This window comes from Erwinia tracheiphila (assembly GCF_021365465.1).
In the GTDB taxonomy this organism is placed as follows: Bacteria; Pseudomonadota; Gammaproteobacteria; order Enterobacterales; family Enterobacteriaceae; genus Erwinia; species Erwinia tracheiphila.
Map to the genome: position 1 here is coordinate 890,314 of NZ_CP089932.1, position 24,490 is coordinate 914,803.

18 protein-coding genes and 5 pseudogenes are annotated in these 24,490 nt (G+C 51.4%); 9 read left to right on the forward strand and 14 right to left on the reverse strand.

The genetic code is table 11. The annotated features are described in order from the left end of the window. Positions 1–737: 737 nt before the first annotated feature. Both LU633_RS04535 and LU633_RS04540 read left to right on the forward strand, forming a co-directional pair. Positions 738–2,891, forward strand: coding sequence for a carbon starvation CstA family protein (locus tag LU633_RS04535; RefSeq protein ID WP_016190421.1), 2,154 nt, complete (start codon positions 738–740; stop codon positions 2,889–2,891). Between the two features lie 46 nt (positions 2,892–2,937). Further along, complete coding sequence (locus LU633_RS04540) at positions 2,938–3,141, forward strand: YbdD/YjiX family protein (RefSeq protein ID WP_016190420.1); 204 nt, start codon at positions 2,938–2,940, stop codon at positions 3,139–3,141. Between the two features lie 138 nt (positions 3,142–3,279). Here LU633_RS04540 and btsR read toward each other — a convergent pair. From btsR to LU633_RS04560, 4 genes and pseudogenes are all read right to left on the reverse strand, one after another. Continuing rightward, a pseudogene (gene btsR / locus LU633_RS04545) lies at positions 3,280–3,994 on the reverse strand (two-component system response regulator BtsR). After that, the gene (locus LU633_RS04550; RefSeq protein WP_016190417.1) at positions 3,988–5,673 is read right to left on the reverse strand and encodes a sensor histidine kinase; all 1,686 of its coding nucleotides are present in this window, start codon (positions 5,671–5,673) and stop codon (positions 3,988–3,990) included. Before LU633_RS04550 ends, btsR begins: the two are co-directional and overlap by 7 nt. A 685-nt stretch (positions 5,674–6,358) precedes the next feature. After that, positions 6,359–7,400 (reverse strand): annotated as a pseudogene (locus LU633_RS04555) (helix-turn-helix domain-containing protein). 78 nt (positions 7,401–7,478) lie between these two features. Next, a pseudogene (locus LU633_RS04560) lies at positions 7,479–8,277 on the reverse strand (IS5 family transposase). A gap of 176 nt (positions 8,278–8,453) precedes the next feature. Between LU633_RS04560 and LU633_RS04570 the strand changes: the two are divergent. The 4 genes from LU633_RS04570 (at position 8,454) to LU633_RS04585 (ending at position 11,523) form a co-directional block, all read left to right on the forward strand. After that, positions 8,454–8,612: a hypothetical protein gene (locus LU633_RS04570; RefSeq protein ID WP_157275219.1), complete on the forward strand. Its 159-nt coding sequence runs from the start codon at positions 8,454–8,456 to the stop codon at positions 8,610–8,612. Positions 8,613–9,479: 867 nt separating this feature from the next. Further along, a complete protein-coding gene (locus LU633_RS04575) occupies positions 9,480–10,757 on the forward strand; it encodes an acid phosphatase (RefSeq protein ID WP_016190416.1) in 1,278 nt (425 codons plus the stop codon). A gap of 175 nt (positions 10,758–10,932) precedes the next feature. Then, positions 10,933–11,145 (forward strand): hypothetical protein, encoded by a 213-nt coding sequence (locus LU633_RS04580; RefSeq protein WP_232426832.1) that lies wholly within the window; start codon positions 10,933–10,935, stop codon positions 11,143–11,145. Between the two features lie 147 nt (positions 11,146–11,292). After that, positions 11,293–11,523 (forward strand): GNAT family N-acetyltransferase, encoded by a 231-nt coding sequence (locus tag LU633_RS04585; RefSeq protein ID WP_016190414.1) that lies wholly within the window; start codon positions 11,293–11,295, stop codon positions 11,521–11,523. A gap of 513 nt (positions 11,524–12,036) precedes the next feature. Here LU633_RS04585 and ftnA read toward each other — a convergent pair. The 10 genes and pseudogenes from ftnA to LU633_RS04630 form a co-directional block, all read right to left on the reverse strand. Further along, positions 12,037–12,546: a non-heme ferritin gene (gene ftnA / locus LU633_RS04590; protein ID WP_016190413.1), complete on the reverse strand. Its 510-nt coding sequence runs from the start codon at positions 12,544–12,546 to the stop codon at positions 12,037–12,039. Positions 12,547–13,031: 485 nt separating this feature from the next. Continuing rightward, the gene (locus tag LU633_RS04595; protein ID WP_016190412.1) at positions 13,032–13,334 is read right to left on the reverse strand and encodes a hypothetical protein; all 303 of its coding nucleotides are present in this window, start codon (positions 13,332–13,334) and stop codon (positions 13,032–13,034) included. Next, positions 13,335–13,466: a hypothetical protein gene (locus LU633_RS25720; RefSeq protein WP_256371742.1), complete on the reverse strand. Its 132-nt coding sequence runs from the start codon at positions 13,464–13,466 to the stop codon at positions 13,335–13,337. Then, positions 13,467–15,155 (reverse strand): methyl-accepting chemotaxis protein, encoded by a 1,689-nt coding sequence (locus tag LU633_RS04600; RefSeq protein WP_016190411.1) that lies wholly within the window; start codon positions 15,153–15,155, stop codon positions 13,467–13,469. Positions 15,156–15,460: 305 nt separating this feature from the next. Then, positions 15,461–16,684: an IS91 family transposase gene (locus LU633_RS04605; RefSeq protein ID WP_046372203.1), complete on the reverse strand. Its 1,224-nt coding sequence runs from the start codon at positions 16,682–16,684 to the stop codon at positions 15,461–15,463. Positions 16,685–16,922: 238 nt separating this feature from the next. Further along, positions 16,923–18,138, reverse strand: a pseudogene (locus LU633_RS04610) (IS91 family transposase). Positions 18,139–18,146: 8 nt separating this feature from the next. Further along, the gene (locus LU633_RS04620) at positions 18,147–18,482 is read right to left on the reverse strand and encodes a hypothetical protein (protein ID WP_052734695.1); all 336 of its coding nucleotides are present in this window, start codon (positions 18,480–18,482) and stop codon (positions 18,147–18,149) included. A 560-nt stretch (positions 18,483–19,042) separates the two neighbouring features. Next, positions 19,043–19,450 carry an MBL fold metallo-hydrolase gene (locus LU633_RS04625; protein WP_016190409.1) on the reverse strand — a complete coding sequence of 136 codons (408 nt, stop codon included), beginning with the start codon at positions 19,448–19,450 and terminating at the stop codon, positions 19,043–19,045. Beyond that, on the reverse strand, positions 19,447–19,581 hold the full coding sequence (locus tag LU633_RS25725; protein WP_256371743.1) for a hypothetical protein: 135 nt from the start codon (positions 19,579–19,581) through the stop codon (positions 19,447–19,449). Before LU633_RS25725 ends, LU633_RS04625 begins: the two co-directional genes overlap by 4 nt. Before the next feature lie 32 nt (positions 19,582–19,613). Continuing rightward, positions 19,614–19,894, reverse strand: a pseudogene (locus tag LU633_RS04630) (SelT/SelW/SelH family protein). 257 nt (positions 19,895–20,151) lie between these two features. Between LU633_RS04630 and LU633_RS04635 the strand changes: the two are divergent. The 3 genes from LU633_RS04635 to LU633_RS04645 all read left to right on the forward strand — a co-directional run bounded on the left by LU633_RS04635 (position 20,152) and on the right by LU633_RS04645 (position 24,464). After that, positions 20,152–22,545, forward strand: coding sequence for a TonB-dependent receptor domain-containing protein (locus LU633_RS04635; RefSeq protein ID WP_016190407.1), 2,394 nt, complete (start codon positions 20,152–20,154; stop codon positions 22,543–22,545). Positions 22,546–22,617: 72 nt separating this feature from the next. Then, complete coding sequence (locus tag LU633_RS04640) at positions 22,618–23,649, forward strand: hemin-degrading factor (protein WP_040465473.1); 1,032 nt, start codon at positions 22,618–22,620, stop codon at positions 23,647–23,649. Next, on the forward strand, positions 23,646–24,464 hold the full coding sequence (locus LU633_RS04645) for a heme/hemin ABC transporter substrate-binding protein (RefSeq protein ID WP_016190405.1): 819 nt from the start codon (positions 23,646–23,648) through the stop codon (positions 24,462–24,464). The genes LU633_RS04640 and LU633_RS04645 overlap by 4 nt, the downstream gene beginning before the upstream one ends. Positions 24,465–24,490 lie beyond the last annotated feature (26 nt).

The following is a 24,490-nucleotide window of genomic DNA, read 5'->3' on the forward strand; positions in this document are numbered from 1 at the left end:
CCGGGGGGGCGAACAGGATGACGGCCCGTTAATGTCAGCAGAGAATGTGCCAGTTAGTCAGGGTTGGCTTTTCCCATAACCCATATAAAAAGATACCGGCAAATTGCCGGTATCGAAAAACATCAAATGATGAAAAACACTACAGGTCCATTTAAGATACTAATTAAGAATATTTTTTATTCCATGCGTTTAATCTTAAATTTTTCTAATTGAATTTCACGGGTATTTCTGAGACTGGATTTAATTATAAGCATCGATGTGGCGTTCGAAGGATGCCATTTTTTGATGAAATAGCATGAAATAAATAACTGCATACCGGGGTCTTATTTCCTTTAGAGGGCGTAAGAACTGGTATGGCAGTGTTTTTTAACAGCGGGTGCAATTGTGCAAAACTATTTATTCTGGATGCGGTTTTACATTTTCTGAGAGACATGCCCGGTAAACATCACCCTGGCGCAAAGTTATTAATGCCATTAATTATTGTTACCTGCGATTATCATTAAATATTATTTCCGATTTATGCTTTCATCTGCCATCTTTTTCCGCAGCCCCTGAACCGCTGGCGACGATTAACTACCGCTCAATCAGCCAGATTAACCGCTTACCAATTTATCCTCCCTGTGCAGCTAAAAATTCGTCAATATGGCGAGCATCCTGGACTGCTAATTAGCCCTTTCCCCGCTGGCCGGACATCAGTCCTCTTTTTGTCTTCCCTCTGAAATCAGGCAGGACGTATCATGAACAATAAAAAAATACTCAGCCATCTCCCTTGGGCCATTATTGGCATCATCGGCGCTTTCTGTCTGGCTACGGTGGCTTTGCGCCGTGGCGAACACGTCAGCGCATTATGGATTGTGGTCGCATCAGTTTCGGTTTATCTGGTCGCTTATCGCTATTACAGCCTTTATATCGCGAAGAAAGTCATGCGGTTGGACGCCAGCCGTGCCACGCCAGCGGTACTTAACAACGACGGCCTTAATTACGTTCCAACCAATAAATTTGTGCTGTTTGGTCACCATTTTGCGGCAATTGCCGGCGCCGGCCCATTGGTGGGACCAGTGCTGGCGGCGCAGATGGGATATTTGCCCGGAGTACTCTGGCTGCTTGCTGGCGTAGTGGTGGCGGGGGCGGTACAGGACTTTATGGTGCTGTTTATCTCTTCCCGTCGTAATGGGGCGTCGTTGGGGGAAATGGTAAAAGAAGAAATGGGGGCTGTGCCGGGCACCATCGCCCTGTTTGGCTGTTTTATCATTATGATTATTATCCTCGCTGTGTTGGCCCTGATTGTGGTGAAAGCGTTGGCTGAAAGCCCTTGGGGCGTGTTTACCGTCTGTTCGACGGTGCCAGTCGCGCTGTTTATGGGCATCTATATGCGCTTTATCCGCCCGGGGCGCGTGGGAGAAGTTTCCGCTATCGGTATTGTTTTACTGGTGGTTTCTATCTGGTTCGGTGGAGTGATTGCCCACGATCCTTATTGGGGACCTGCGCTGACCTTCAAAGACACCACTATTACCTTTACGCTGATTGGTTATGCATTCGTCTCCGCATTATTGCCGGTCTGGCTGATCTTGGCACCGCGCGATTATCTGGCGACCTTTCTTAAGATTGGCGTAATCGTTGGGCTGGCAGTGGGGATTATCATTCTTAACCCAGACCTGAAAATGCCTGCTTTAACGCAGTACGTGAACGGTACGGGTCCGTTGTGGAAAGGGGCGTTGTTCCCATTCCTGTTTATTACCATTGCCTGTGGTGCGGTGTCCGGTTTCCATGCACTGATTGCTTCCGGCACCACGCCAAAACTACTGGCGCTGGAAACTGAAGCGCGTTTTATTGGCTACGGCGCGATGCTGATGGAATCATTCGTGGCGGTGATGGCGCTGGTTGCGGCGGCTATCATTGAACCCGGACTCTATTTTTCTATGAACACTCCACCTGCCGGATTAGGTATCACCATGCCAAACCTGCATGAGCTTGGCAGTGCGAATGCTCCGGCGATTCTGGCCCAACTGCATGACGTTACCACTCAGGCAGCCGCAACGATAAGCAGCTGGGGTTTTGTCATTTCGCCTGAACAAATCATGCAAACAGCACAGGATATCGGCGAACCTTCTGTGCTGAACCGCGCAGGTGGCGCACCGACGCTCGCGGTAGGTATTGCCATGGTATTTCATCGCATTTTGCCGGTGGCGGATATGGGCTTTTGGTATCATTTCGGGATTTTGTTCGAAGCGCTGTTTATTCTTACCGCGCTGGATGCCGGCACCCGGTCTGGTCGCTTTATGTTGCAGGATCTGCTGGGTAACTTTGCGCCATTCCTGAAAAAGAGTGATTCGCTGTTGGCGGGGATCGTTGGCACGGCGGGATGTGTTGGTCTGTGGGGCTATCTGCTCTATCAGGGGGTGGTTGATCCTCTGGGCGGCGTAAAAAGCCTGTGGCCACTGTTTGGTATCTCCAATCAGATGCTGGCAGCAGTTGCGTTGGTGCTGGTGACTGTTATTCTGATTAAAATGAAGCGGACAGGTTACATTTGGGTGACGCTAATTCCGGCATGCTGGCTGCTTATTTGTACGACCCGGGCACTGGCAATAAAACTGTTCAGCAGCCGACCCGAAATGGAAGGTTTTTTCTACATGGCGGCGGAATACAAGGCCAGGATAGCCGACGGAGAAGGTGGGTTGACGGCACAGCAGGCCGCTAATATGAATCATATTGTGATTAATAACTACACCAATGCGGGGTTGAGCATTCTGTTCCTGGTGGTGGTTTATAGTATTATTTTTTACGGTGTCCGCGCCGCCATCAGTGCCAGCCGAACGGCTGAACGCACCGATAAAGAGACGCCTTATGTTGCTGTGCCGAAAGAGGGTGTAAAAGTCTCTTCCGATCACTAAATTCTCTTTAGACCTGCTTTGCAGGGCTGGCTACTCAGGAAACATTATGTTTTTTTATCTGGGCAAAATTCGTCAATATGCCGGGCAGGCGGCGAGAATGATGGTGGGTATCCCTGACTACGATACCTATGTAAAACACATGCAAAGTCACCATCCTGATCGACCAGTCATGTCCTATAAAGCATTTTTTCGTGAACGTCAGCAGGCGCGCTACGGTGGTGATGGCAAGGGCAGAATGCGCTGTTGTTAGACGGCCGCGCCCGGTTTTTCCCCATGCATCGTAAGGGGGCCATGCCGATCTTGTTATTTAATGCAGCAGCAGTCAGCGACAGATAATAATCTGACGGAGAAAGTGATATGCGTTGCTGCTATTCAGCTGGGATGGCGTCTATAACCCCAGGCTTTTTTTCAGTGGTTTCAGATAACGACGGCTGACTGGCACGGTCAGTCCACAGCGCAACTTCAATTCTGCCTGACCATTATCCTGCAAACAGATCTCCTTCAGCTGTGCCATGTTTACCAGATACTGGCGATGGCAGCGTAAAAAAGTGGTACGATTTTCAATCGTGCGCAAGGTCAGCTCCGTCAGACCCTCTTTGCCCTGGTTGTCAGTGACGTAAACGCCGCTCATGCGGCAGCTGACGAAAGCCACATCATGAATCTGCAAAAGATAAATGCGGCTGTGTCCGCTACAGGGAATAAACTGCAGAGGTTGTGGATGTTCTTGGGGTGCAAGGTAGTACCTGGCGCTGCTGACGCAGGCGCATCAGGGTTTTACCCAGCCGGGCTGAGGCGACAGGTTTCAGCAGATAGTCGAATGCATGCTCTTCGAATGCTTTAAGCGCGTACTCTTCAAAGGCAGTGAGAAACACAATAAATGGGCGATGGCTATCATCCAGCATGCTGACCATTTCCAGTCCGTTAATTCGTGGCATCTGGATATCCAGAAACAATACATCTGGTTTCAACCGATGAACCGCGCCAATTGCTTCAATTGCGTTTACACATTCACTGACAATCGTAATGTCTGGTTCTTCCATGAGCATCAAACGCAGATTCTCTCTTGCCAGCGGTTCGTCATCGACAATCACGACTCTCAACATCTTTTCTCCAATGGCAGTTGCAGGCTGATACGGGTAAAGTGGTCGGGTTCACAGTGGATAGTAATGCCGTAGCCAGCGCCAAAATGTGCTCGTAAACGTTTATCCACCAGCGCCATTCCCATTCCTTCAGGATGGTGTTGTTGTTGATACAGACCGGCATTGTCTTCGATGGTTAAAATCAGATGTTCTGCTTCTTTAAAGGCCTTGATCAGGATCTCTCCCTGACCAGAAAGCTGAGATGTGCCGTGTTTGATAGCGTTTTCTACAATGGGTTGCAAACTGAATGCTGGAAGCTGGAAATGAGACAAAGTGGAGGGAATATCCAGTCGCACGGTTAATGATGTTTGAAAGCGTGCTTTTTCAATATTCAGGTAGGCATCCACATGTTCTGTTTCGTCGGTCAGCGTAACAATTTGTGAAGGACGCTTCAGGTTTTTACGAAAGAACGTGGAAAGATACTGCACCAGCTGTCCGGCTTGCTGTTGGTCACGGCGGATCACGGCCAGCAGGGTATTCAGCGCGTTGAAAAGAAAATGAGGGTTGACCCGCGCATGCAGAAGCTGGATTTCTGCCTGTGCCAGCAGCGCCTTTTGCTGCTCATAGTTTCCTGCCAGAATTTGCGCGGAAAGTAGCCGGGCAATGCCTTCCCCCAGAGCACGGTTAATGGAGCTGAACAGGCGATGTTTCGCTTCGTAGAGTTTTATCGTGCCAATAACCCGCTGATTCTCGCCGTGTAGCGGGATAACCAGCGTCGAGCTAAGTTTGCAGGCAGGATGAATGGAGCACCGATAAGGTGTTTCATTGCCATCGGTATAGACCACTTCGCCTGTTTGAATAGCCCGTAAGGTCCAGGATGAGGCAATCTGTTCACCGGGCAGGTGATGGTCATTGCCAATGCCGGTAAACGCCAACAATTTTTCGCGATCGGTTATGGCGACAGCTCCGGTTTTCAGTTCTGAATAAAGTATCTGCGCCACTTTGTGGCTGTTCTCTTCGTTAAATCCCATGCGAAGAATGCCTTCTGTGGAAGCCGCAACTTTGAGTGCCACGGCGGAAAAGGCGGGTGTATATTTCTCAAACATGGCGCGCTTATCTAAAAGGATACGCATAAACATGGCGGCGCCCAATGAGTTGGTCACGACCATCGGTAATGCGATGTTTTTTACCAGGTGCAACGCATCCTGGAAGGGTCTGGCAATCAATAAAATAATCGCCATTTGAACCAGTTCAGTCAGAAGAGTAACGCACCCTGCGGTTAGCGGACTTAACACCTTATCGCTGCGCCCGGTATTGATAAGCCAGCGCTGTAACAGACCACCTATTACCCCTTCAGCGAGGGTTGAAATCATACAACTTATCGCCGTCATGCCTCCTAATGTATAGCGATGCAATCCACCCGTTAAACCAATCAGCCCTCCTGTCAGCGGACCACCGAGAAGCCCGCCAATGGCTGCCCCAATCGCGCGGGTATTAGCCAGTGAGTCCTCAATATGTAGGCTGAGAAAGGTACCCAAAATGCAAAAAACGGAGAAAGTGACATAGCAAAGTAATTTATGTGGCAGGCGAACGGTAATTTGCATCAATGGCGTTAATAGCCGGGTTTTGCTCATCAGCCATGCAATAACTAAAAAAACGCACATCTGTTGTAGCAACAACAAAACCAGATCGACGTTATACATTTTTACCGTCTCATTTTATCGAAAGCCGCAACATACGCCGAAACCAGTAAAAATTGTGCAGAAAGCAGAATTAAAATGGTAAAGCGTGATCTCTGCACATAACAACGGCCATAAAGATTGTCCGGTTCACAACTCTCTCTGAAAGCATTTCTCAAAACGTCATCAAACCCCGATAGCGGGTTAATCAATCGTCGGGAAAAAATAGTCAGTCTGATAACACCTTGCCTTGTTGGTGTGACGCAGATGTGCTCTGCATAACCCATCAGTTAAACGTGATAATGAAGACACTTGTCAACATTGTAATTAACCTACAAGGACAGGCAAATACAGCAGGCTATTGAATTTGCGTTATGTCAGGGCTGGATACTAATTGCGTCAGGGCGGTCTGCCATTGCGACGCCAAACTTCGTTGCGGAATTGCCTGGCATCAGGAACATATAATGAGTATCTGGTTGACGCCCTCTAACCCTGGAAATCATGCGAAACAGATTGTCAGAAAGCTCAGGCAATGTACACCGATAACAATAAACTGATTGGTATAACAGGGATGCAAAATCGCAGAAAGATCCTGTCTGGGAAAAGTTAATAAGAGCCTGTCTCAACAGGACGTTATTCCATACGATAAGATGTACTAGCTCAGACCTGATCTGACCGTTACCGGTTATTTATACAGGTGCCTGTCGGATTACATCCGGTTCAGATCCTTTTCTGCCCGGACACGTTTTCCATCAGGTAACCTGGCCACTGGCGTTCGCCCGCCGCACATTTTCCCCTGATGAGTCCGCTCATTATTGTCATGCCACAACCCGTTGTCCAGAGCCGCCTGCAGGCTCTCCCGCTCCCCATATGACTTCTTGCGGAACGTGACCTGATAAAAATCCTGCAAAATCGTTTTATGGAAGCGCTCACCGATGCCGTTGGTCTGTGGGGACATCGCCTTCGTTTTTGTATGGGCGATATCGTTGATGGCCAGATAAAGCTGGTAATCATGCTGCTCCACCTTACCACAGTACTCCGTTCCCCTGTCGGTCAGTCTTCTCAGCACCGGCAGCCCCTGAGCCTCACAGAACGGCAGTACGCGATCATTTAGCAGGCCGGCGGCGGTGTTCGGCGTTTTACTCGTATACCGCTTGCAGTGCGCCACTTTCGGGTACGTATCCACGAACGTCTGCGGGCAGATACGGCCCACCCCTTTCAGATCGCCAGCACAGAAGGTGTCCTGCGACCCGGGATAGCCCGGGTGAGCGGTCTCGATTTCGCCGCTGGCCTCATCATCATGCGCCTTTTTTCTCCAGCGCGGCGATTGGGGCACCGGTAAGCACGATGGCTTCTCTGGCGAGCTTTTCCTCAGGCGCCTTCAGGCGTTTACGGAAGTTCTCCAGGTCGTGTCGTTGCCAGATGGCGCGCACGCCGCTGCCGGAGTTAAACACGCCTTTTTTACGCAGCTCATCACTGGTCCGGTGCTGCCCGGGGGCCGGGAACTCAACGGCATATTCAACAACCGCGCGTTCAGTGGCTTCGTCGGCGCGGTTTGTCAGGTTGGGAACCCGGCGGTTCTGGTTAACCAGCGCGTCAATGCCGCCTTCAGCAGCCAGCTCCTGATAACGGTAGAAGGTGTCGCGTGACACGCCCGTGCTCTTGCAGGCTGTTGAGACGTTACCGGGTTATTCGGCGAGATTGAGCAGGCCGGCTTTGTGTTTGATGATGGGATTGTGAGTATGGAGCATGAGGGTGACCTTGCGTTTTGTTTAAGGATTCGACACCCATATCAAAACCGGCAACCCTCAATCTTTCAGGGTCCGCTGTCAGATTACGTCGCGACGAATACAGATAAGACCACAGGAAAAATGCAACAGGGCCTCGTCATTTTCAGACGTCTTTTCCCATCCTATCAGAACCCGGCGAAAGCGGTTCATCCAGCTATGAGTCCTCCCGACGGCCCACCTGTGGGCCCTGACCTCCCCTGATTTACTGGCATCGGATTCCTCTTTTCGGGACTGAATATGAGGCTCGTAACGGCGGCTTTGCAGCTATGTTTTCAGCCTGCCCGCTTCGTCGCCTTTGCCCGGGCAGAGTCCGGGTTTTTGCACCTGACGCCCCGTCTGAAGAGCATCAGGTGTATCCGCAACCAGTCTGATATCATGGGTGTTCGCCGCTGCAACGACCCGTGAAAGAGGAAGCCCGCTGGCATCTGTCATCAGACTGCGCTTTACGCCCTGTTTCCCTCTGTCCGTGGGGTTGCGGCCAGTTTTTTTGTCCCTGACAGCGGTGATGTGGTCATGCAGCCATCTGTTGATAACCATGACCAGTCAGTGCCGTCCGGATGTTCGCAGGCAGGCCGTTCTGCCAGAAGCGTTCAAACACCCCGGCATCCCGCCCCTCCTGAAATCGTCGGTGGGCAGAGCCTGACGAGCAGCGCTCTGTGGCATTGAGGGCATTCCACTGGCAACCCGTTCTGAGTACAAAGAAAACAGCGTTCATTGCAGCGCGATTATCAACCCGCCGACGATGCGTACCCGGCGGATGCTGAGTTTTATGTTCCGGGATGGGAGGTGCCATTTTCTCCCAAAGTTGAACGCTGATTTGCCACTTGCTGCCCGCCATTCTTCGCCCTCAGAAATTGCCATTTTTTAGTATCTGGCAATCCCTTCTGGGATAGGTTTTAAGTCACGTAGGGAGATGAATATGACGCTATGGAATTTTACACTGGTGTTGTCGGGGGGCAGATCGTCAACACCCTGTCTGGAAGATGCATTATTTACATCGGGCTGTAGCGATGGATGCCCGCTGATAACCCATTGGTTAGCAATGCACACGAGCTGGAGCAGTGGAATCTTGCTTTACGCATTCGCGCTTCAAAAGCGGGTGGAAAAGTTGATGAGAGAGTGCAGTTTCTCACCAATACGCAGGTTGGCGATACGCACTCAGACCAGATATAACCGTATCGATCCTTTCATACGTTTGCCATGAAGTTTCATCCGGGCTTTATTATCGCAATTAACGCCCGGATAAATGCCCAGTTCCATTATTTAATCTGATTAGGAATAACTTTGCTTATTGTGTCAACTATGGCAATAGAAAATAATACTGCCCGAATTCTTATTGTCTGAAAGAATTTATTTAATTTAATCAGTGCAATAGGTGCTTTGAGTGACGCGGTCAGAAGACGTTGCCGGACACTATGATATTTAGTGTGAGATGAGTGGATCGGCATCGCTGGTACATATGCCTTTGCAGCGAACGATGAAGTTGTGGCTAACCAGCCACCAGTTACGCAGGGCGGCCTGGCGCGATAGCACTCCGCTTAACCGATGCGGTGTGACGTGAAAATTGTCATTGGCCGTTTGCTTAAACATCCTCGCGGCCCGCCAGCCAACCCCTTACTGTGAACGACATGGGTAAACAGACTCATTGCGAAACATCAACAGCAACACAGGCGCGATTAACGAATCACGGCGTTTTGGGGCTTTGCCGGACAGGCGAAGTTTTCCCTTTGGTTGCAAAGGGAGGAGAGAATCAATGAGCTTGTTGGTGAGACATCTGAAAATCCTGGATTGCGTCTCAAGCTTAACCCTGGTGAGTCAATCCTCTATGCCTGCGGTACAAAGGCAACATGTTCGGAGTCTTTTGAACTGTGTTCATCGTTTAACTATGTTTTTGTGGGAGAATAATAAAATTACCGGAAATAACTTATTTAGCCTCAATGTAAAATTTGCCATATTTTTGTCATCTTTATTGCCCAACATAACGTTTGTGGTCTGACATCTTCGTTTCAGTTCGACACTCCCGTTTAAAAAGGAAAAGCAATGCGCACCCGATACACCCTGCTCATGGCGGCTCTGTTGGTTAGCCAGCTGGTCCAGGCGAAACCAGCCAACCTTTCGCAAGAGCAACTCCATGTCCTTCTTGACAGCACAACGCCTGCCAGTGCCGATACATCTTTTCTGGCGCTGGATAGAGCCATTCAGCAATCACTAATCGCGGCGTTACAAGGAGATACCAGCAAGCTGACACGCGATCGGTTAAAAAATGTAGAACAGAGCGACAAACTGTCTGACAGCAAATGGTTGAAGGCGAGCGGTTACAATTTCGCAAAAAAAGAGAACCAGCAGGCTGGTATCGCGTTACTCAGTGCTTTTCCATTGTTACCAAAAACCACTATCGCCGCCAGTCTGAAAACGGTTGAGCAGGCTAACCTCAATGCCAGTAATGGGCAACGCACCCAGGCGCTTATTGATGCCGAAGGGCAGGATCATCTGTTTTTCCTTGCGGACGCTCTGGGGCCGAAGTTGGGCGAGGCCTTTCTTCGTGCCTACAACAACGGTGAGCTGGGTAAGGCTGCTGCTTTAATCAAAGCCACAGAAGTGGGCACTGGTGCGGCGAAAAAGTATTTTGATAATCCGCGTCCGTTCCTGATCCCCGGTAACACCATTCATTTCGTTCCAGATACCGCTGTGGTCAAAGATAATGCGCCTTACAAAGCATCAGAAAGCTCTTATCCCAGCGGCCACACCAATACTGCCTATACCGACGCACTGTTACTGGGCGAAATGCTGCCGGAACGTTTTATACCGCTGTTGGATCGTGCTGCACGTTATGGTTATTCTCGCATGATCCTTGGCGTACATTATCCTATTGACCTGATGGGGTCGCGCATGGTGGCGCAGCGTAACGTTGCTCATTATCTCAACGATGCGAAATACCATGCGCTGTTCGAACAGGCGAAGCAGCAGCTGCGCGCCGCATTGGAAAAAGAGTGTGGCACCTCGCTTGCTGAATGTGCTAAACCGCAGGGCGCTGGTGATCCCTATACCGCACCGCAAATGAAAGCTTTCTACCGATACACTATGACGTACCACCTGCCTCAGGAGAAAGTAACGGCCACACGAGTCGTGGTACCGGAAGATGCAGAGGTATTACTGGAAGGGCCGCTGCCACATCTGAGCGCCGCACAACGCCGTCAGCTGATGGTAAAGACCGCGCTCGCTGGGGGGTATCCTCTTTCCGGCAGCACGCCTGAGCAAAGCTTCTGGCAGCGTCTTGATCTTTCTGCAGCGGCCAGCGCCGCACATCACGGTAGCTGATACAACAGGCGGGGCGACCCGCCTTTTTCTTTCAGGACATTTGCTGACCCGCCATCCCGTGCCAATCGGCAGGTAGATGACTTGTCGGACCTGCGCCGGAATTATCCACGCGCTAAAAACATCGTCTGGCAGGATGTGGCCGTCCAACATAATGATGCCACTTTCCAGGTTACAGATGAACAATCACCCTGCTAAAGTGAAACACATTGTGGTCGGTGATAAATTCGCGGGCAGAACCTGTGTCTGTCTGCAACAATTAGCAGGGGTAAGCTTTATGACAGTGCAGTCGGTTTCTCTGGTGCGGTATCAGCCACGCTACCAGCCGGGTGTGGTGGCATTGATCCTGCCGATACAAAACGAAGAATTTTCTATTAATATCACTGCGTAATAGTGGATGTATATAATGGTTTTACCGGGAAATCACCAGCGATTTCTGGCTGGCACTGGCGGAAGATAACGTGGTGGGCTGCATTGGGCTGAAGGACACTGGCGAAAGGCAGGCGGCCCTGCGCAAGATTTTTGTTGCAGAAGGCTGGTGTGGCAGGGCAAAGGGGTTGCCGGTGCGTTGCTAACTGTGCTGCTAAAGCATGCAGCGCAACGGAAACTGGATAATATTTATCTCGGGACCACCAGTAAATTCCTGGCGGCGCACTGTTTCTATGAGAAGAACGGTTTTCAGGAAGTTGAACGAACCGCGTTACCCGAAACCTTTCCGGTGATGAGGGTGGACAGCAAGTTTTATCGTCTCGCCCTTAATGGGGAATAGCCCGAGTGCCGCTGACAGATCCGCGCCCTGCTGTTATGGTTGATGAGTCAGGTAAGTTACCTGTCAAAAACAGATTGACTGGCCAGAGGCTGCCCGGAAAAACAGACAAGGGCGGTCTCCCTGTTTGCTTAAGAAGATGTGGTTGAATTTATCTCTGGCGCAAAGAAAAGCGCAAAATCATTTCTCAGCTTACCGTAGTTTCGGCGGGGTAGGTTTCATGTGTTTTGAACGCGTAACAATAATGGCGAATGGGTGTTGTGATTGCTGCTCGCATTATTGTTACTGACGTACGCATCGCCAGATATATAAGCAGTATTGCTGTATTACTACTGCAGATGGTACGGTAACTTAATTGCAGTACTGCTAAACAACCGATTGGAACCAGACAGGTTTCAGCAGTGTCATGGTATTGACGCAAGAGTACAGAGCAAAGGAAACTGACGCCCCGGTGAGTCAGGGGATCTGCGGTGCCACGGGGAAGTTACAAGGGCGAAGCACTTCGCCCTTCAGACATCAGGCCTCTGTATGGTTATCGCTGCTCATTTTCATCAGGTCTTTATCCACGAAGAACAAGGCTTCACCGCTGTTGCCCACCAGCGCCAGTTTATCCAACACGGACTTAAACAGCTTCTCTTCTTCGTGCTGTTCAGCCACATACCATTGCAGGAAATTGAAAGTGGAATAATCCTGTGAGGTGATGGCAGCATGTGCCAGTTCATTAATTTTGCTGGTAATCAGTTTTTCGTGTTGGTAAGCCTGCTCCAGCATCTCGCTCAGTGAATTAAAGGTAATCGGCGGTGCCGCGATGGCACCGAGTACCGGCATAGCACCGGTATCACTCAGGTAGTTAAACAAGCGCTGCATGTGCTGCATTTCTTCCGTAGAATGCTCACGCATAAAAGCGGCTGCCCCTTCGAACCCTTTATCGGCACACCAGGCGCTCATCTGCAAATAGAGATTGGCAGAGAAGAATTCCAGATTTAACTGGTCGTTCAGGTTGGCAGTCATTTCGCTGGTTAGCATGGTGGCTCCATATATTCATGGTGAATTTTATTAATGCTGTATTTATATGCATTATGCACCTGTGATATAAAAATAAAAACCGTTAAATTCCGTTTTTTCTTTTATTTGATGTTAACTAATTGAATTATATCTATTTTTGCAACTCTGATTATTCCATTCTTTAAATGATTTTGATAACCATTATTATTAATACAGCTTTATTTGATACTATTTCCCCTTTATTCAGACAACTGAGAAATTATTTTTTTTTTCGGGTTCTGTTAAAAGTTGGAATAATAGTATATCTCTCTGGGAGACATTATTTTTTGTCATTCGTTCGTCTGAAAATAAATGTTGACCAACAGCATGCAGGTGAAGGTTTTTCACGTCGTTGTCATCCTGACACTAAACTGCGTCACCATGATAGTGGTAAGCGGCTTCTTTTTTACCCATCGAGGCAGGGTGGTTTTGCCGTGACCCGCATGACCGCAACCGATTATGCTGGATTACTCTGTTGTTGATGAGCGTGCGGTAGTGGGGGGCTTCTCCCGCCAGCGCATCAGCATACTGCCACAGCTACTCAGCGTCAGTAGCGCTACCACGCCGGGCCAGCTTGCATACTTCAGGATGGCACTGCCCAGCTGCCAGCTATTATGAAGCATTACTGCCAGCGTGGACCAAAAGGTGCTGAAGCCGACTGACAGCAGCGCCTGAGCCAGCGTTGCTCGCCGCAATGATGGGTAGTTACACCACAGATGATGCATTGATGCTAATAGCGTCGGATAGCGCATGCGGCTTACCGGTGGCATTTAAGGTAGCCTCAACCAGTGCAGCAGCGTGATGAAAGTCACCATCAGTGCGGCGGCAAACACGATCCGCCAGCCAAAATATTCCGCTACAACCCCGCTCAATACGACAGTAGCCGCATGCTTTTCCCGCATTCAGAACGTTTCCCAGTTACCTTCGTCTGTCACCTGCGGCTTTTCCGGTGAGGGAAGCAGACGCTTTGGCGCTGCAAGGGTGCTTTTAGCCTGCTCCGGAATGCTTTGCACCACCGCTGGCTGTTTTTCCTGTCCATCGGTTTTAAATGCGGCCACTGCCTGTGAAAGACGGCTGGCCTGCTCTTCCAGTGAAGCGGATGCTGCCGCAGATTCCTGCACCAGTGCGGCGTTTTGCTGAGTCACGCGGTCCATTTCGGTAACGGCCTGGCCAATTTGATCGATGCCGCGACTCTGCTCGTCGGAGGCGGAAGCAATCTCGCCCATAATATCGGTAACGCGCATGACGGCGGCAACAATATCGTGCATGGTTTCACCCGCGATACTGACCTGCTGCGATCCGGCATCCACACGGTTTACCGAGGCTTCAATCAGCGTTTTAATCTCTTTTGCTGCCTGTGCGCTGCGCTGGGCAAGATTACGTACTTCACCTGCAACCACTGCAAATCCGCGACCCTGCTCACCGGCACGTGCTGCCTCAACCGCCGCATTCAACGCGAGAATATTGGTCTGAAAGGCAATGCTGTCAATAACACTGATAATGTCGGCAATTTTTTGTGAACTGCTGGCAATCTCGCTCATAGTTTTTACTACGCCATCCACTACCTGGCCGCCCTTACCGGCGGTCTCTGAGGCGCTTTTCGCCAGTTGAGAAGCCTGACGGGCGTTTTCGGCGTTTTGTTTTACCGTTGAGGTCAGCTGCTCCATACTTGCTGCGGTTTGCTCCAGCGAGGCGCCCTGTTGTTCCGTTCTGGCGGAAAGATCGTTATTGCCATGAGAAATTTCGCTGGCTCCACTGTAAATCGCGCTGGCGCTTTCGCGGACACGGCTAACGGTATCTCGCAACGACTGCTGCATCGTGGCCAGATGGGCCGCCAGTTGGCCCATTTCGCTGCGACCTTCTACCTGCGATTTGCCACTAAGGTCGCCACCAGCAATCCCCTGAATATGATTTTTCACCTGCTTTAGTGGGGTAAGCAACACGGATTTAATGATGCCCCAGACGGCCAGTACCAGTATCGCTAGTATCAGTACCATAACTGTCAGCGTCCACAGCATATGGCTATAGCTTTCCTCATTTTGTGCCATCCCCGTCGCCTGCAAGGCTGCATTTTCCTCGCGCCATTGCGTATAGCTTGCTTCCAGTGCCTCCTGCGCCTTTTGCGTATCCAGATTGCTATAGTCCTCATAATTGTTGACCTGTAAATACTGAATTGACATTTTCAGGGCATCAAAAAGCTGCTGATAATCACCGGCTACCCTGCTTGCCAGTTCAGGACTTTGCCCGTTAATAATCGGCTCATTTTTATAAATATCAAAATGCTGCTGGGCCACCACCAGTGAAGCGCCAGCGTCTGAAAGCAGTTTAGCGATAGTGGCCTGGGCTGCGGCATCGGTTTGTTTTTTAAGAATGCGGATAGCAACACGGTTAATTGTTACCCTGGTTTTAATCAGCGTTTGCCAGCTGTCACTCAGTTGCCCTTGCTGATGATTCAGTGAGTTGGCGTGAATGAAGTTATTTTTATCTTGGTTAATGGCTTTAAAAGAGAGCGCGCTGGAAATTAACAGCAGCCCGCTGAACACCACCAGCACAATAATAATGCTGGTAACGACTTTCATATTTTTAATCATGCTGTGTACTCAATGATGGGGAAAGACTTCACAACAGATTATCGGACAAAAGACAGAGAACTTTATGCTCGGTACGATAAAATTAGGTGCTTTTCCGCCACTGCTTTTTGATACAACACGGCAAGAGGAACATGGTGTAAAAAGGTTTTTATACGACCAGTTCATGGTTAGGAGATTGAATCGCCTCTTTTGAGATCGCCTGACCATGAAAAGTGGCACGATCTACTCCATTGCTGCTGCTGATCTGTGTGGGTTTTGATGTGAAAATGCCATCTTCGCCGTATTTTTAACCTGAAACCTGTTTTTCAGGCGCACTGATCCAGCTCAGGCATCCGCAGCCATCGTTTTTTCGCCATCTGATACAGCCTGTCAGAGAGCATTTTTGTGGCGTGATCACCCGCCACGGCGCCGGCAAAACGCAGCCGGCCTTTGCAGAGGATGCACTGGTACGGATCCGTGCCCAGGAAGCCTTTCATCAGCACCGCAAACCCGGGCCGCTTCGGTTTTTCCCGTACCGTCATCTCCAGCGCTTCGTAAACCTTCGGCAGCAGCGTGCCCCGCTTGCGGTTGGACAGAAAGCCGGAGTAGCGCACCATCTTAAAATGCCGCGCCGGAACGTGGCTGATATAGCGCCCGATCATCTCTTCCTGGCTCAGCATCTGGCGTTTATGCTTTCCCGTGCGGTGATCGAGATAGTGGTGAACCACCGCGCCACCGGCGTAGTGTCGCAGTCGTGAAGCCGACACTGGTGGCCGTTTCAGGTAGCGTCCGAGGTATTTAACGCTGTGCCAGGCTCCCCGGGTCTTCTTCGCGAAGTGTACCTTCCAGTGCCGGCCATACTGTGCCTTCAGGTAACGCCGCCACTGCTCCCCGTCGCGGATATGTCCCAGTCCCGGCAGGGTGCCGGGACTGACCCGCTCATAGCTGCTGCGCAGCAGGCGGATAACGGCACCCCGCCAGATTTCCTCCACGGCCTTCTTTTTGAAGAAAAGGCTGCGCCAGACGCCGTGCTTTACGTCAAGTCCACCGCGGGTGACGGAAACGTGGATGTGCGGATGCTGATTCAGCTGCCGGCCGTAGGTATGCAGGGCGCAGAAGATACCGACTTCTATACCCTGCCGACGCGCCCACTTCAGCATGGCGCGGGTGGCGCAGCGGAACAGGTCGTTGAGCAGGGGCCAGTTGTTGCTGAAGAAGGGCCACAGCAGGTGGGGCATGGTAAAGGTGATGTGCTGCCATTCGCAGTCGGGCAGGACGTGCTGCTGCCCGGCTATCCACTGCTCAGTTGATTTCATGCCACATGCGCTGCAGGCCTTTGACTTGCAGCTCTGGCAGAAGAAGCGGGAGTGCGTGCAGTCCGGCGAGGCACAGCAGTAGCGGCGTACGCCCATGGCGCAGGTGCCACAGGCGAGCATGCGCTCAACGGAGAGTCGGGTCCAGTCGCTGATGTTGTCGCCGTGTTTTTCGAGGTAGCGGTTCCAGCCGTCATCGACGGTGAAGAGGAGTTTGGCGGGGCGGGGGATATGCATGGTTGCAGAGTATAAAGCGGAGCGCCGGTCATGCAAACACCCGAAGCTGCGCAGCAGGGCCGCTCACGCCAAAGGCGTGCTACGTTCATGGTTAGGAAACTGAATCATCGTTTTAAAAATTTCCTGACCATGAGCAGCAGTGTCTGTAATGCAGTAATGATGTGCCATCGGGAACGTTATGGTCATAAAATGGCATTTGCGGCGCGTTTTTAACCTGAAAGCTGTTTTTCAGACGCACTTATCCCGCAGTCTGTGCCAGAAGCCATCGTTTCCGGTCGATGTTATGCAGTCTTTCTGCCACCAACTCCGACGCGTGCCTCCCGGCCTGCGCACTGCTGAAGCGCAGTCGGTTGCCGCACAGAATGCATTTGTACGGATCCGTGCGCAGAAATTCTTTCATCAGCGCGGCGAAGCCGGGCTTCTCCGGTTTTTTCCGCGCTTCCATCTCCAGGGCTTCATACACCTTCGGCAGCAGGCTACCCCGTTTACGGTTTGATAAAAAACCGTAATAACGCACCATCTTAAAATGCTTCGCCGGGATATGGCTGATATAACGTCCGATCATATCTTCCTGCGTCAGCGTCTGCTGCCGGTACTGCTGCGTACGGTGGTCGTAATAGTGGTGCACCACCGCGCCGCCGCTGTAGTGCCTCAGCTTCGCCGCCGACACGGGGGGCCGTTTCAGGTACCGGCCCAGATATTTGACGCTCCGCCAGGCCCCCCGGGTCTTCTTCGCGAAGTGGACCTTCCAGCGGCGCCCGTACTGCGCCTGCAGATAGCGCAGCCACTGTTTTTTGTCGTGGATATGCCCCAGCCCCGGCAGCCTGCCGGGGTTAATCAGGTCATAGCTGTGGCGCAGCAGCCGGATGACGGCTCCGCGCCAGATTTCCTCCACGGCATGCTTTTTAAAGAAGCGGTCGCGCCATACGCCGTGTTTAATATCAAGCCCGCCGCGGGTGACGGAGAGATGAATGTGGGGATGCTGGTTGAGCTGGCGACCGTAGGTGTGCAGGGCGCAGAAGATACCGACTTCCACACCCTGTTTTCTGGCCCAGCGGAGCATGGCGCGGGTGGCTGCGCGGAACAGGGCATTGAGCAGAGGCCAGTTATTGTTGAAAAAGGGCCACAGCAGATGGGGCATGGTGAAGGTGATATGCTGCCAGTCGCAGTCGGGCAGAATTTGCTGTTGTTCTGTAATCCACTGCTCCGTGGCCTTATGTCCGCAGGAGCTGCAGCCTTTTGATTTACAGGTCTGGCAGAAGAAGCGGGTGTGGGTGCAGTCCGGGGAGGCGCAGCAGTATCGCTTCACCCCCCATGGCAGCAGTGCCGCAGGCGAGCATGCGCTCGACGCAGAGTACGGTCCAGGGGCTGAGGGTGTCCCCGTGTTTATCCATATACCGGTTCCAGGCGTCATCAGTGGTGAACAGCAGTTTTGCCGGGCGCGGGATATACATGCGGCGGATTATCGCTCTGCAGTGGCACCGGTATTATAGTGCCAGTCGTCACAGTCATCGGCCCAGTTGTCGGTGTGTTTATCCCAGGGAGCGAAGGTCACCGGCAGCATGCCGGATTCTGTGGCGATAATAAACACATCGGCTGGCATGGACTCAAGGACGACATCGCCGTCGGGTGAGTCAGGCGGCTCAAAGCCGCGGATGATGCAGACGAGAGGCGGGTCGAAGTGTGTATCGAGGAAAAACTGTGGCCCCAGGTGGACACAGTGACGAATGGCATCCTGCGGAGTGTCGTAAAAAAACTCGTCGGGGTCGTCATAATCGCTCCGGGGCGGAATGGACACCAGAAAACGCTTAGGATATCCGGGTATAGCGCGTCGGGACGAGGGCGTGGGTTTACGCTTTCTGGGGGCTTTGCTACGGGCCATGTGAATGATTTCCTGAGAAATTAACATACCGCAGAGTATAAAGCTGTGAGCCGGTCATGAACACCCTCGGAACGGCAGAGCCGTGACGCTCGCCCTGTAAGGGCGCTATGTTCACCGTGAAATGCGTCTGTTCAACCAGATATTACATTTCCAAAGTGATCGATACGGCATTTTTTTGTGCGCAAGGGATAAGGGCGCATGGCGACGTTGCGGTCAGAGCGCAGCTGCCGTCGAGGTTGGCTGATTGTTCAGATACCACCAGCGTCAGGGGTTTCCATTTAACTCCTGCAGTGTCTGGTTCAGCATTGTCAGACTGACCTGCGCATAAATATCTGCGGTCAACGGGCAAGTTCAGCTGCTGATACTGCCAGTGTGCAATACACTGGTCTGGATAACGAGGGGAAGGGGCGGGCAATGTGCGCTGCATTAACTGAATTTTTTCCTTCAGTTTTGCCGGTGAGATTGCCGCGATTTCATCAGTCATTTGCTGAAGAAAGGCGACGATATATTGCTGTAATACTGTCGCCGCGATTGTCGGGGGATGGTAAAGCAAACAGTATGCCGACCTGACCTGCCAGCATTTCTTCCTGTGCAATCACCCAACGGGCATTGGGGAAGGTGTGCACCCACTGTGTACCCTCCCGGCGGATGTTCCAGCCAACGTGATCGATATGCAGATGCGTATGCAAAACGTAATCAATGTCTTCAGGCCGTAATCCGGTGGCAAGAAAGTTCTCCATCCACGGACTGTTCAGCCTGTCAAACATCGGGCTGAAAGGACGGGGCTTATCGTTACCTGTCGCAGTGTCAATTAAAAAACGGCTCTGTGGCGACTGGACCCGCCAGCTATGAACGCTGAGTTCCAGCGTGCTTTGCGGGGTCATGCCAGAGCAAATTCTGTCATCTGGTGCCCGTTGACGTCAGGAAACAGTGTTTCAGCAGGCAGGCTGATAAATTGTTCAAACAGTTTGGTGATGTGCAGTTCGCCAGCCTGCCAGGATTCTGGTTTGCTCATATCAGTCCTTATCGGATTATCAGGGAAGTGCGTCAGGACTTATCGATGTGCCCTAAATCACGTTCAGGAAAACAAAGATTACGTACCCGCTGTTTAAGCACTTTCGCTTCAGGAAAACCGCCATCGGCTTTTCGATCACAAATCAACTTGCTATCAACGGTGATTTGATAGCTCCCCCCGTGCCGGGGACCAGCGTGACAGCGGCCAAATCTGTACTGAAAGTGTGCAGCAATTCTTGCGCCATCCAGCCTGCCTGAAGAAGCCAGTTACATTGTGAGCAGTAATGAATGGTGATGGTTGGAGCATTTTTCATAAGTATGGTCTCTGGATCGATTACAGTATCACCTGGTGGTGATAACACCATATAAACATACGACATTTTTTGAATTGTGAATTAATTATGGAGGATGTTGATATATTGAATGAATTTGATTATCATTCTCATTTGAGTTTTTTGGTCAGAGATCAACGTTTATAATGTGCAGCAAGCGTACGCTCTGTTTTTGCGAATTTTACGCCTGTGGCAGCAATGTATGAGTCGATACTTATAAAGAATAAAGGTTTATTAAAATGCGTAACCTTATTTCCTCAAAAGGAATTGTCCGAACGTCTGTGTTATGCAGCACCTTGGTCATCTCTGGTTATTCCATCGAGGCAGAAAGCACCAATACGTCACTTCAGCCTGTCAACACCTCTGATAAATCGCGGACTGTTTCCACCCATGCAGATGTCGCTGAACCAGAAATGGTCGTCACCGCACCTGTTCTGAAAAAAGAAGCGGGCAGCAAAACGGTGGTCAGTGCAGAAGAGATGCAGAAAAAAGGCACCAATGATTTTGGTTCCGTCATGCGTTATGAGCCACTCATCAGCGCTATCGGTGCCAGCGGCGGTTCTTCTGCTGGCAAGAGTGGTTTCGATCGCAGTGGCTATACCGGCTATAATATCCGCGGACTTGAGAGTAACCGTGTCGGACTGGATGTAGACGGCATTCCACAACCGGAAGCCACAGGTCGCAGCTACGCTGGTCGCGTCGGTGTGAATACGTTCGGTATCGGGCGTGATTACATCGATCCCTACATGTATGGCCAGGTTGACATTGAATCCGGGGCGACCTCTACGGCATGGGCCAATAATGCGATTGGCGGGTCGGTATCATTTATGCCGAAGTCGGCTGATGATTATCTGTCCCCCAACAAACTGACTTATTTTGGCGATCAATCTGATTATGATTCTGCCAACCGCAGCTGGCACAACGGTATCACCATCGCCGCAGGGGATGAAACGTTACGCGGCGTGTTCGTTTACAGCCGTCGTGACGGTCAGCAAACGCGTAATAACAGCGGCACTCTTGCTGCTTATCCGGCCAACTGGTACTCCAATGCCATGCTGGCTTCGGGGATCTGGCGCCCAAATGATCAGCACAAGCTGACTGGCACCGTCGATTATTACGATAAAACTAACCATACTCACTTCGATTCATGGAACTCGGCGGGCTCCGCCATTTGGGGCACGGCACAGCAACAGAGCAACACGCGCCGCTGGGGTTTCAGCCTGAAAGACGAGTGGACGCCAGTGAATGCCTTTGCTGACAGCCTGACATCGCGCGTTTATTACCAGCAGACGCAGGCTCATGACAATACCTGGATGCCATCCAGCGCTACGGCAATGCAGCGGGTCTATTCTAATTACGATGTTGATACCTATGGTTTTGAAACGCAGCTGACGAAATCACTGAGGCGACACGATCTCAGCGGTGGGCTTAATGCCAGCACAAGCGATACAACACGGCCGTTCCGTCAGTCACCCGCGCCCAGCCAGTTCACGGTCATCATGCAGCCTCAGGCTGACAGCCGCAGTTATATGCTCGGCGGTTACCTGCAGGATCAAATCCACTTTGATCTGGATGGACATGATTTTAGCATCGTACCCGGCGTGAGGATTGCCCATCAGACCACCAAACCGCAGAATCTGTACAGCCTGACCACTGGCAGCGCGGTACTGACCGAGTCCCAATTGCAAACGCTTTATGGCAAAGAGAATGCTGATACGCAGGTTCTGCCCTCTCTGAGCTTTAATTACGATCTTACGCCACAGCTGATGACTTACGTGATGTATAAGCGGGGCACCCAGTTCCCTGGCACCAGTCAGCTGTTCGGCTCATGGAATCTGGGGTCCAGCTATGCCGGTTCCCAGCAGTACGCGCTGATTGGCAATTCTGACCTGAAAACCGAAACCAGCAACAATGTCGAGTGGGGCCTGAAAGGTCAGGCGGTTGAAGGGGTGACGCTGAATGCGGCGATGTTCTACAACACCTATGAAAACTTTATTGCCTATACCCGTTATACCCGTGCCGTTCATCCAGGCATGTTCAGTAATGTACCGTCCAATATCTACACGATTTTCCAGGCTGAAAACCGTGATAAAGCCTATATCTACGGTGGACAGGTCAGCACCAAAGTGAACTTTGGGACATGGTTTGAGCAGGTTGATGGCCTGAGCACCACCTTCGCGCTGGGGTATACGCAAGGTAAATCCAAATCCAGCTACGCTGGTGACCAGTATGTGGATCTCGATAGCGTAGCCCCAATGAAAGCGATTGTGGGCGTAGCCTGGGACGATCCGGCTAAACGTTATGGCACTGCGGTTACCGCCACCTTTGTGAAAGGCAAACGCGCGATGGAAACCAATCGTGAAACCTACACCAACAGCGGTAGTGTGTTGACGGAAGCAAGCGGCGAGTTCATGCGGGTGCCGGGATATGGCCTGCTGGACATGACAGCTTACTGGCAGGTAGCGAAGAACGTCAGGGTCAATGGTGGGATTTACAACCTGACCGATCGTAAATATTGGGATTATCTCAGCAGTCGCAACCTCACAGAATCCACCCTTCAGGACGCGTATGATAAAGCGCTGGCAGTGATGCCAGGCCGCACCTTCCTGCTGGGCATGAATATCGATTTTTGATCGCAACATCAATTTATTCATCATCGATTGCTCTGCACATGTTGCAGGGCCTTATAGAGGAAGCAAATGGAAATGAATACTCTTTTCACTCGTTATCAGGAAATGAAAGCACAGCAGCCGAAAAAATATGCGCGTGATCTTGCCACTCTGCTTGGCGTCAGCGAAGCGGAACTGGCCGAAGCACGCACTCAGCACGATGCGGTTGCGCTGAAGCTTGATGTCAGCGAACTACTGCCAGCGCTTGAAACGGTAGGCGAAACCAAATCTATTACCCGCAATGCTTATGCAGTGCATGAACAGGTGGGGCGCTATGAAAATCTGCGTCTGGGAAATCACGCCGCGCTCATTCTGAACCCTCGCGCACTGGACCTGCGTTTTTTTCCAGGTAAATGGAAAAGCGCTTTCTCACTCCAGGAAAAAACGGCGCGTGGTGAGCGTCACAGCATCCAGATTTTCGATGAGCATGGCGATGCCATTCTGAAGATCTACACGACGCCCGGGAGCAACATGGTTGCCTGGCAGGCGCTGGTTGATCGTCTTAAACAGGATAGCGCTGATAAGCTGATCGTGACGGCAGCGCTGCCAGAAACATTTAGCCCTCAGCCGGACAAAGTAAAAATTGAGCAGCACTGGCGCGCCATGACCGATGTGCATCAGTTTTTCGGCCTGCTGAACCGTCATAACATTTCACGTCAGCAGGCTTTCCGACATGTTCCAGGCGATCTGGCACAGCAGGTGAATAGCAGTGCATTGAGTGAGCTATTGAAAATGGCGCACGACGATGGCAATGAAATCATGATTTTTGTTGGTAACCGGGGCTGTGTACAGATTTTCACTGGTGTGGTGGAAAAACTGATGCCGATGGATAACTGGCTGAATATCTTCAATCCAACCTTTACCCTACATTTAATGGCTGACTCTATTGCAGAGAGTTGGGTCGTCCGTAAACCGACCTCCGATGGTATGGTGACCAGCCTAGAACTGTTTGCTGCCGATGGAACGCAGATTGCGCAACTCAATGGCCAGCGCACGGAAGGTCAGCCAGAGCAGGTCCGCTGGCGTGAGCAGATGGCTATGCTGACAGGCGTGGGAGAAGTGGCATGAAAATATGGCTGATGGCGCTGTTGGCGCTGCCTTTTACCTTGTTCGCTGAGGAGCGGGTGGTGTCTGTTGGCGGTGACATAACGGAAATTATCTATGCGCTCGACGCCCAGCAAAGTCTGGTAGCGCGCGATTCCACCAGTCTTCATCCTGCCGTAGTGACCAAACTGCCCGACGTGGGTTATATGCGCCAGCTTAATGCTGAAGGGATCCTTGCCATGAAGCCCACTCTGGTTATCGCCAGCGTGCTGGCCAAACCCTCAGTTGTCCTGAAACAGGTTGAACAGGCGAATGTTAAGGTGGTCACCGTTACCGGCGAGCCATCGTTGAACGCGATTCAGCAGAAAATCACCACCATTGCCAGCGCACTACATCGGGAAACGCAGGGTGAAGCACTGGTAGCGAAGATAAACAGCCAGTTGAAAGGTGTGGCGGGCAAGCCTCTGCCGGTAAAGGTGCTGTATATTCTTAACCACTCTGGCATGAAGGCAATGGCTGCGGGTACGCAGACTGCCGCTGATGGCGCTATTCACAGTGCCGGATTGCAAAATGCGATGGGCAATATCCCTCATTATCAAACGTTAACGCAGGAAGGCATTGTCGCCAGCGCTCCTCAACTGGTAGTGATTGGTGAAAGTGGCCTTAAGTCCATGGGCGGGGAGGAAAAAATCTGGCAGTTGCCGGGGCTTGCGTTGACGCCGGCTGGTAAAAACCACAGCCTGCTGGTGGTGGACGAAATGTCTCTGCTGGGTTTTGGCCTGCAAACACCGCGAGCGATAGCCAAATTACGTAAGGCGGCGGAAGCGCTTGCGCAATGAAAACGGTTAACGTTAAAAGAGCGCTG

Excerpts from the sequence above, each read along its gene's own strand:
- LU633_RS04535 (WP_016190421.1), top strand. The coding sequence starts at position 738 with ATGAACAATAAAAAAATACTCAGCCATCTCCCTTGGGCCATTATTGGC.
- LU633_RS04540 (WP_016190420.1), top strand. The coding sequence starts at position 2,938 with ATGTTTTTTTATCTGGGCAAAATTCGTCAATATGCCGGGCAGGCGGCG.
- LU633_RS04550 (WP_016190417.1), bottom strand. The coding sequence starts at position 5,673 with ATGTATAACGTCGATCTGGTTTTGTTGTTGCTACAACAGATGTGCGTT.
- LU633_RS04570 (WP_157275219.1), top strand. The coding sequence starts at position 8,454 with ATGCCCGCTGATAACCCATTGGTTAGCAATGCACACGAGCTGGAGCAG.
- LU633_RS04575 (WP_016190416.1), top strand. The coding sequence starts at position 9,480 with ATGCGCACCCGATACACCCTGCTCATGGCGGCTCTGTTGGTTAGCCAG.
- LU633_RS04580 (WP_232426832.1), top strand. The coding sequence starts at position 10,933 with ATGAACAATCACCCTGCTAAAGTGAAACACATTGTGGTCGGTGATAAA.
- ftnA (WP_016190413.1), bottom strand. The coding sequence starts at position 12,546 with ATGCTAACCAGCGAAATGACTGCCAACCTGAACGACCAGTTAAATCTG.
- LU633_RS04595 (WP_016190412.1), bottom strand. The coding sequence starts at position 13,334 with ATGCCACCGGTAAGCCGCATGCGCTATCCGACGCTATTAGCATCAATG.
- LU633_RS25720 (WP_256371742.1), bottom strand. The coding sequence starts at position 13,466 with ATGCGGGAAAAGCATGCGGCTACTGTCGTATTGAGCGGGGTTGTAGCG.
- LU633_RS04600 (WP_016190411.1), bottom strand. The coding sequence starts at position 15,155 with ATGATTAAAAATATGAAAGTCGTTACCAGCATTATTATTGTGCTGGTG.
- LU633_RS04605 (WP_046372203.1), bottom strand. The coding sequence starts at position 16,684 with ATGCATATCCCCCGCCCCGCCAAACTCCTCTTCACCGTCGATGACGGC.
- LU633_RS04625 (WP_016190409.1), bottom strand. The coding sequence starts at position 19,450 with ATGACCCCGCAAAGCACGCTGGAACTCAGCGTTCATAGCTGGCGGGTC.
- LU633_RS25725 (WP_256371743.1), bottom strand. The coding sequence starts at position 19,581 with ATGAGCAAACCAGAATCCTGGCAGGCTGGCGAACTGCACATCACCAAA.
- LU633_RS04635 (WP_016190407.1), top strand. The coding sequence starts at position 20,152 with ATGCGTAACCTTATTTCCTCAAAAGGAATTGTCCGAACGTCTGTGTTA.
- LU633_RS04640 (WP_040465473.1), top strand. The coding sequence starts at position 22,618 with ATGAATACTCTTTTCACTCGTTATCAGGAAATGAAAGCACAGCAGCCG.
- LU633_RS04645 (WP_016190405.1), top strand. The coding sequence starts at position 23,646 with ATGAAAATATGGCTGATGGCGCTGTTGGCGCTGCCTTTTACCTTGTTC.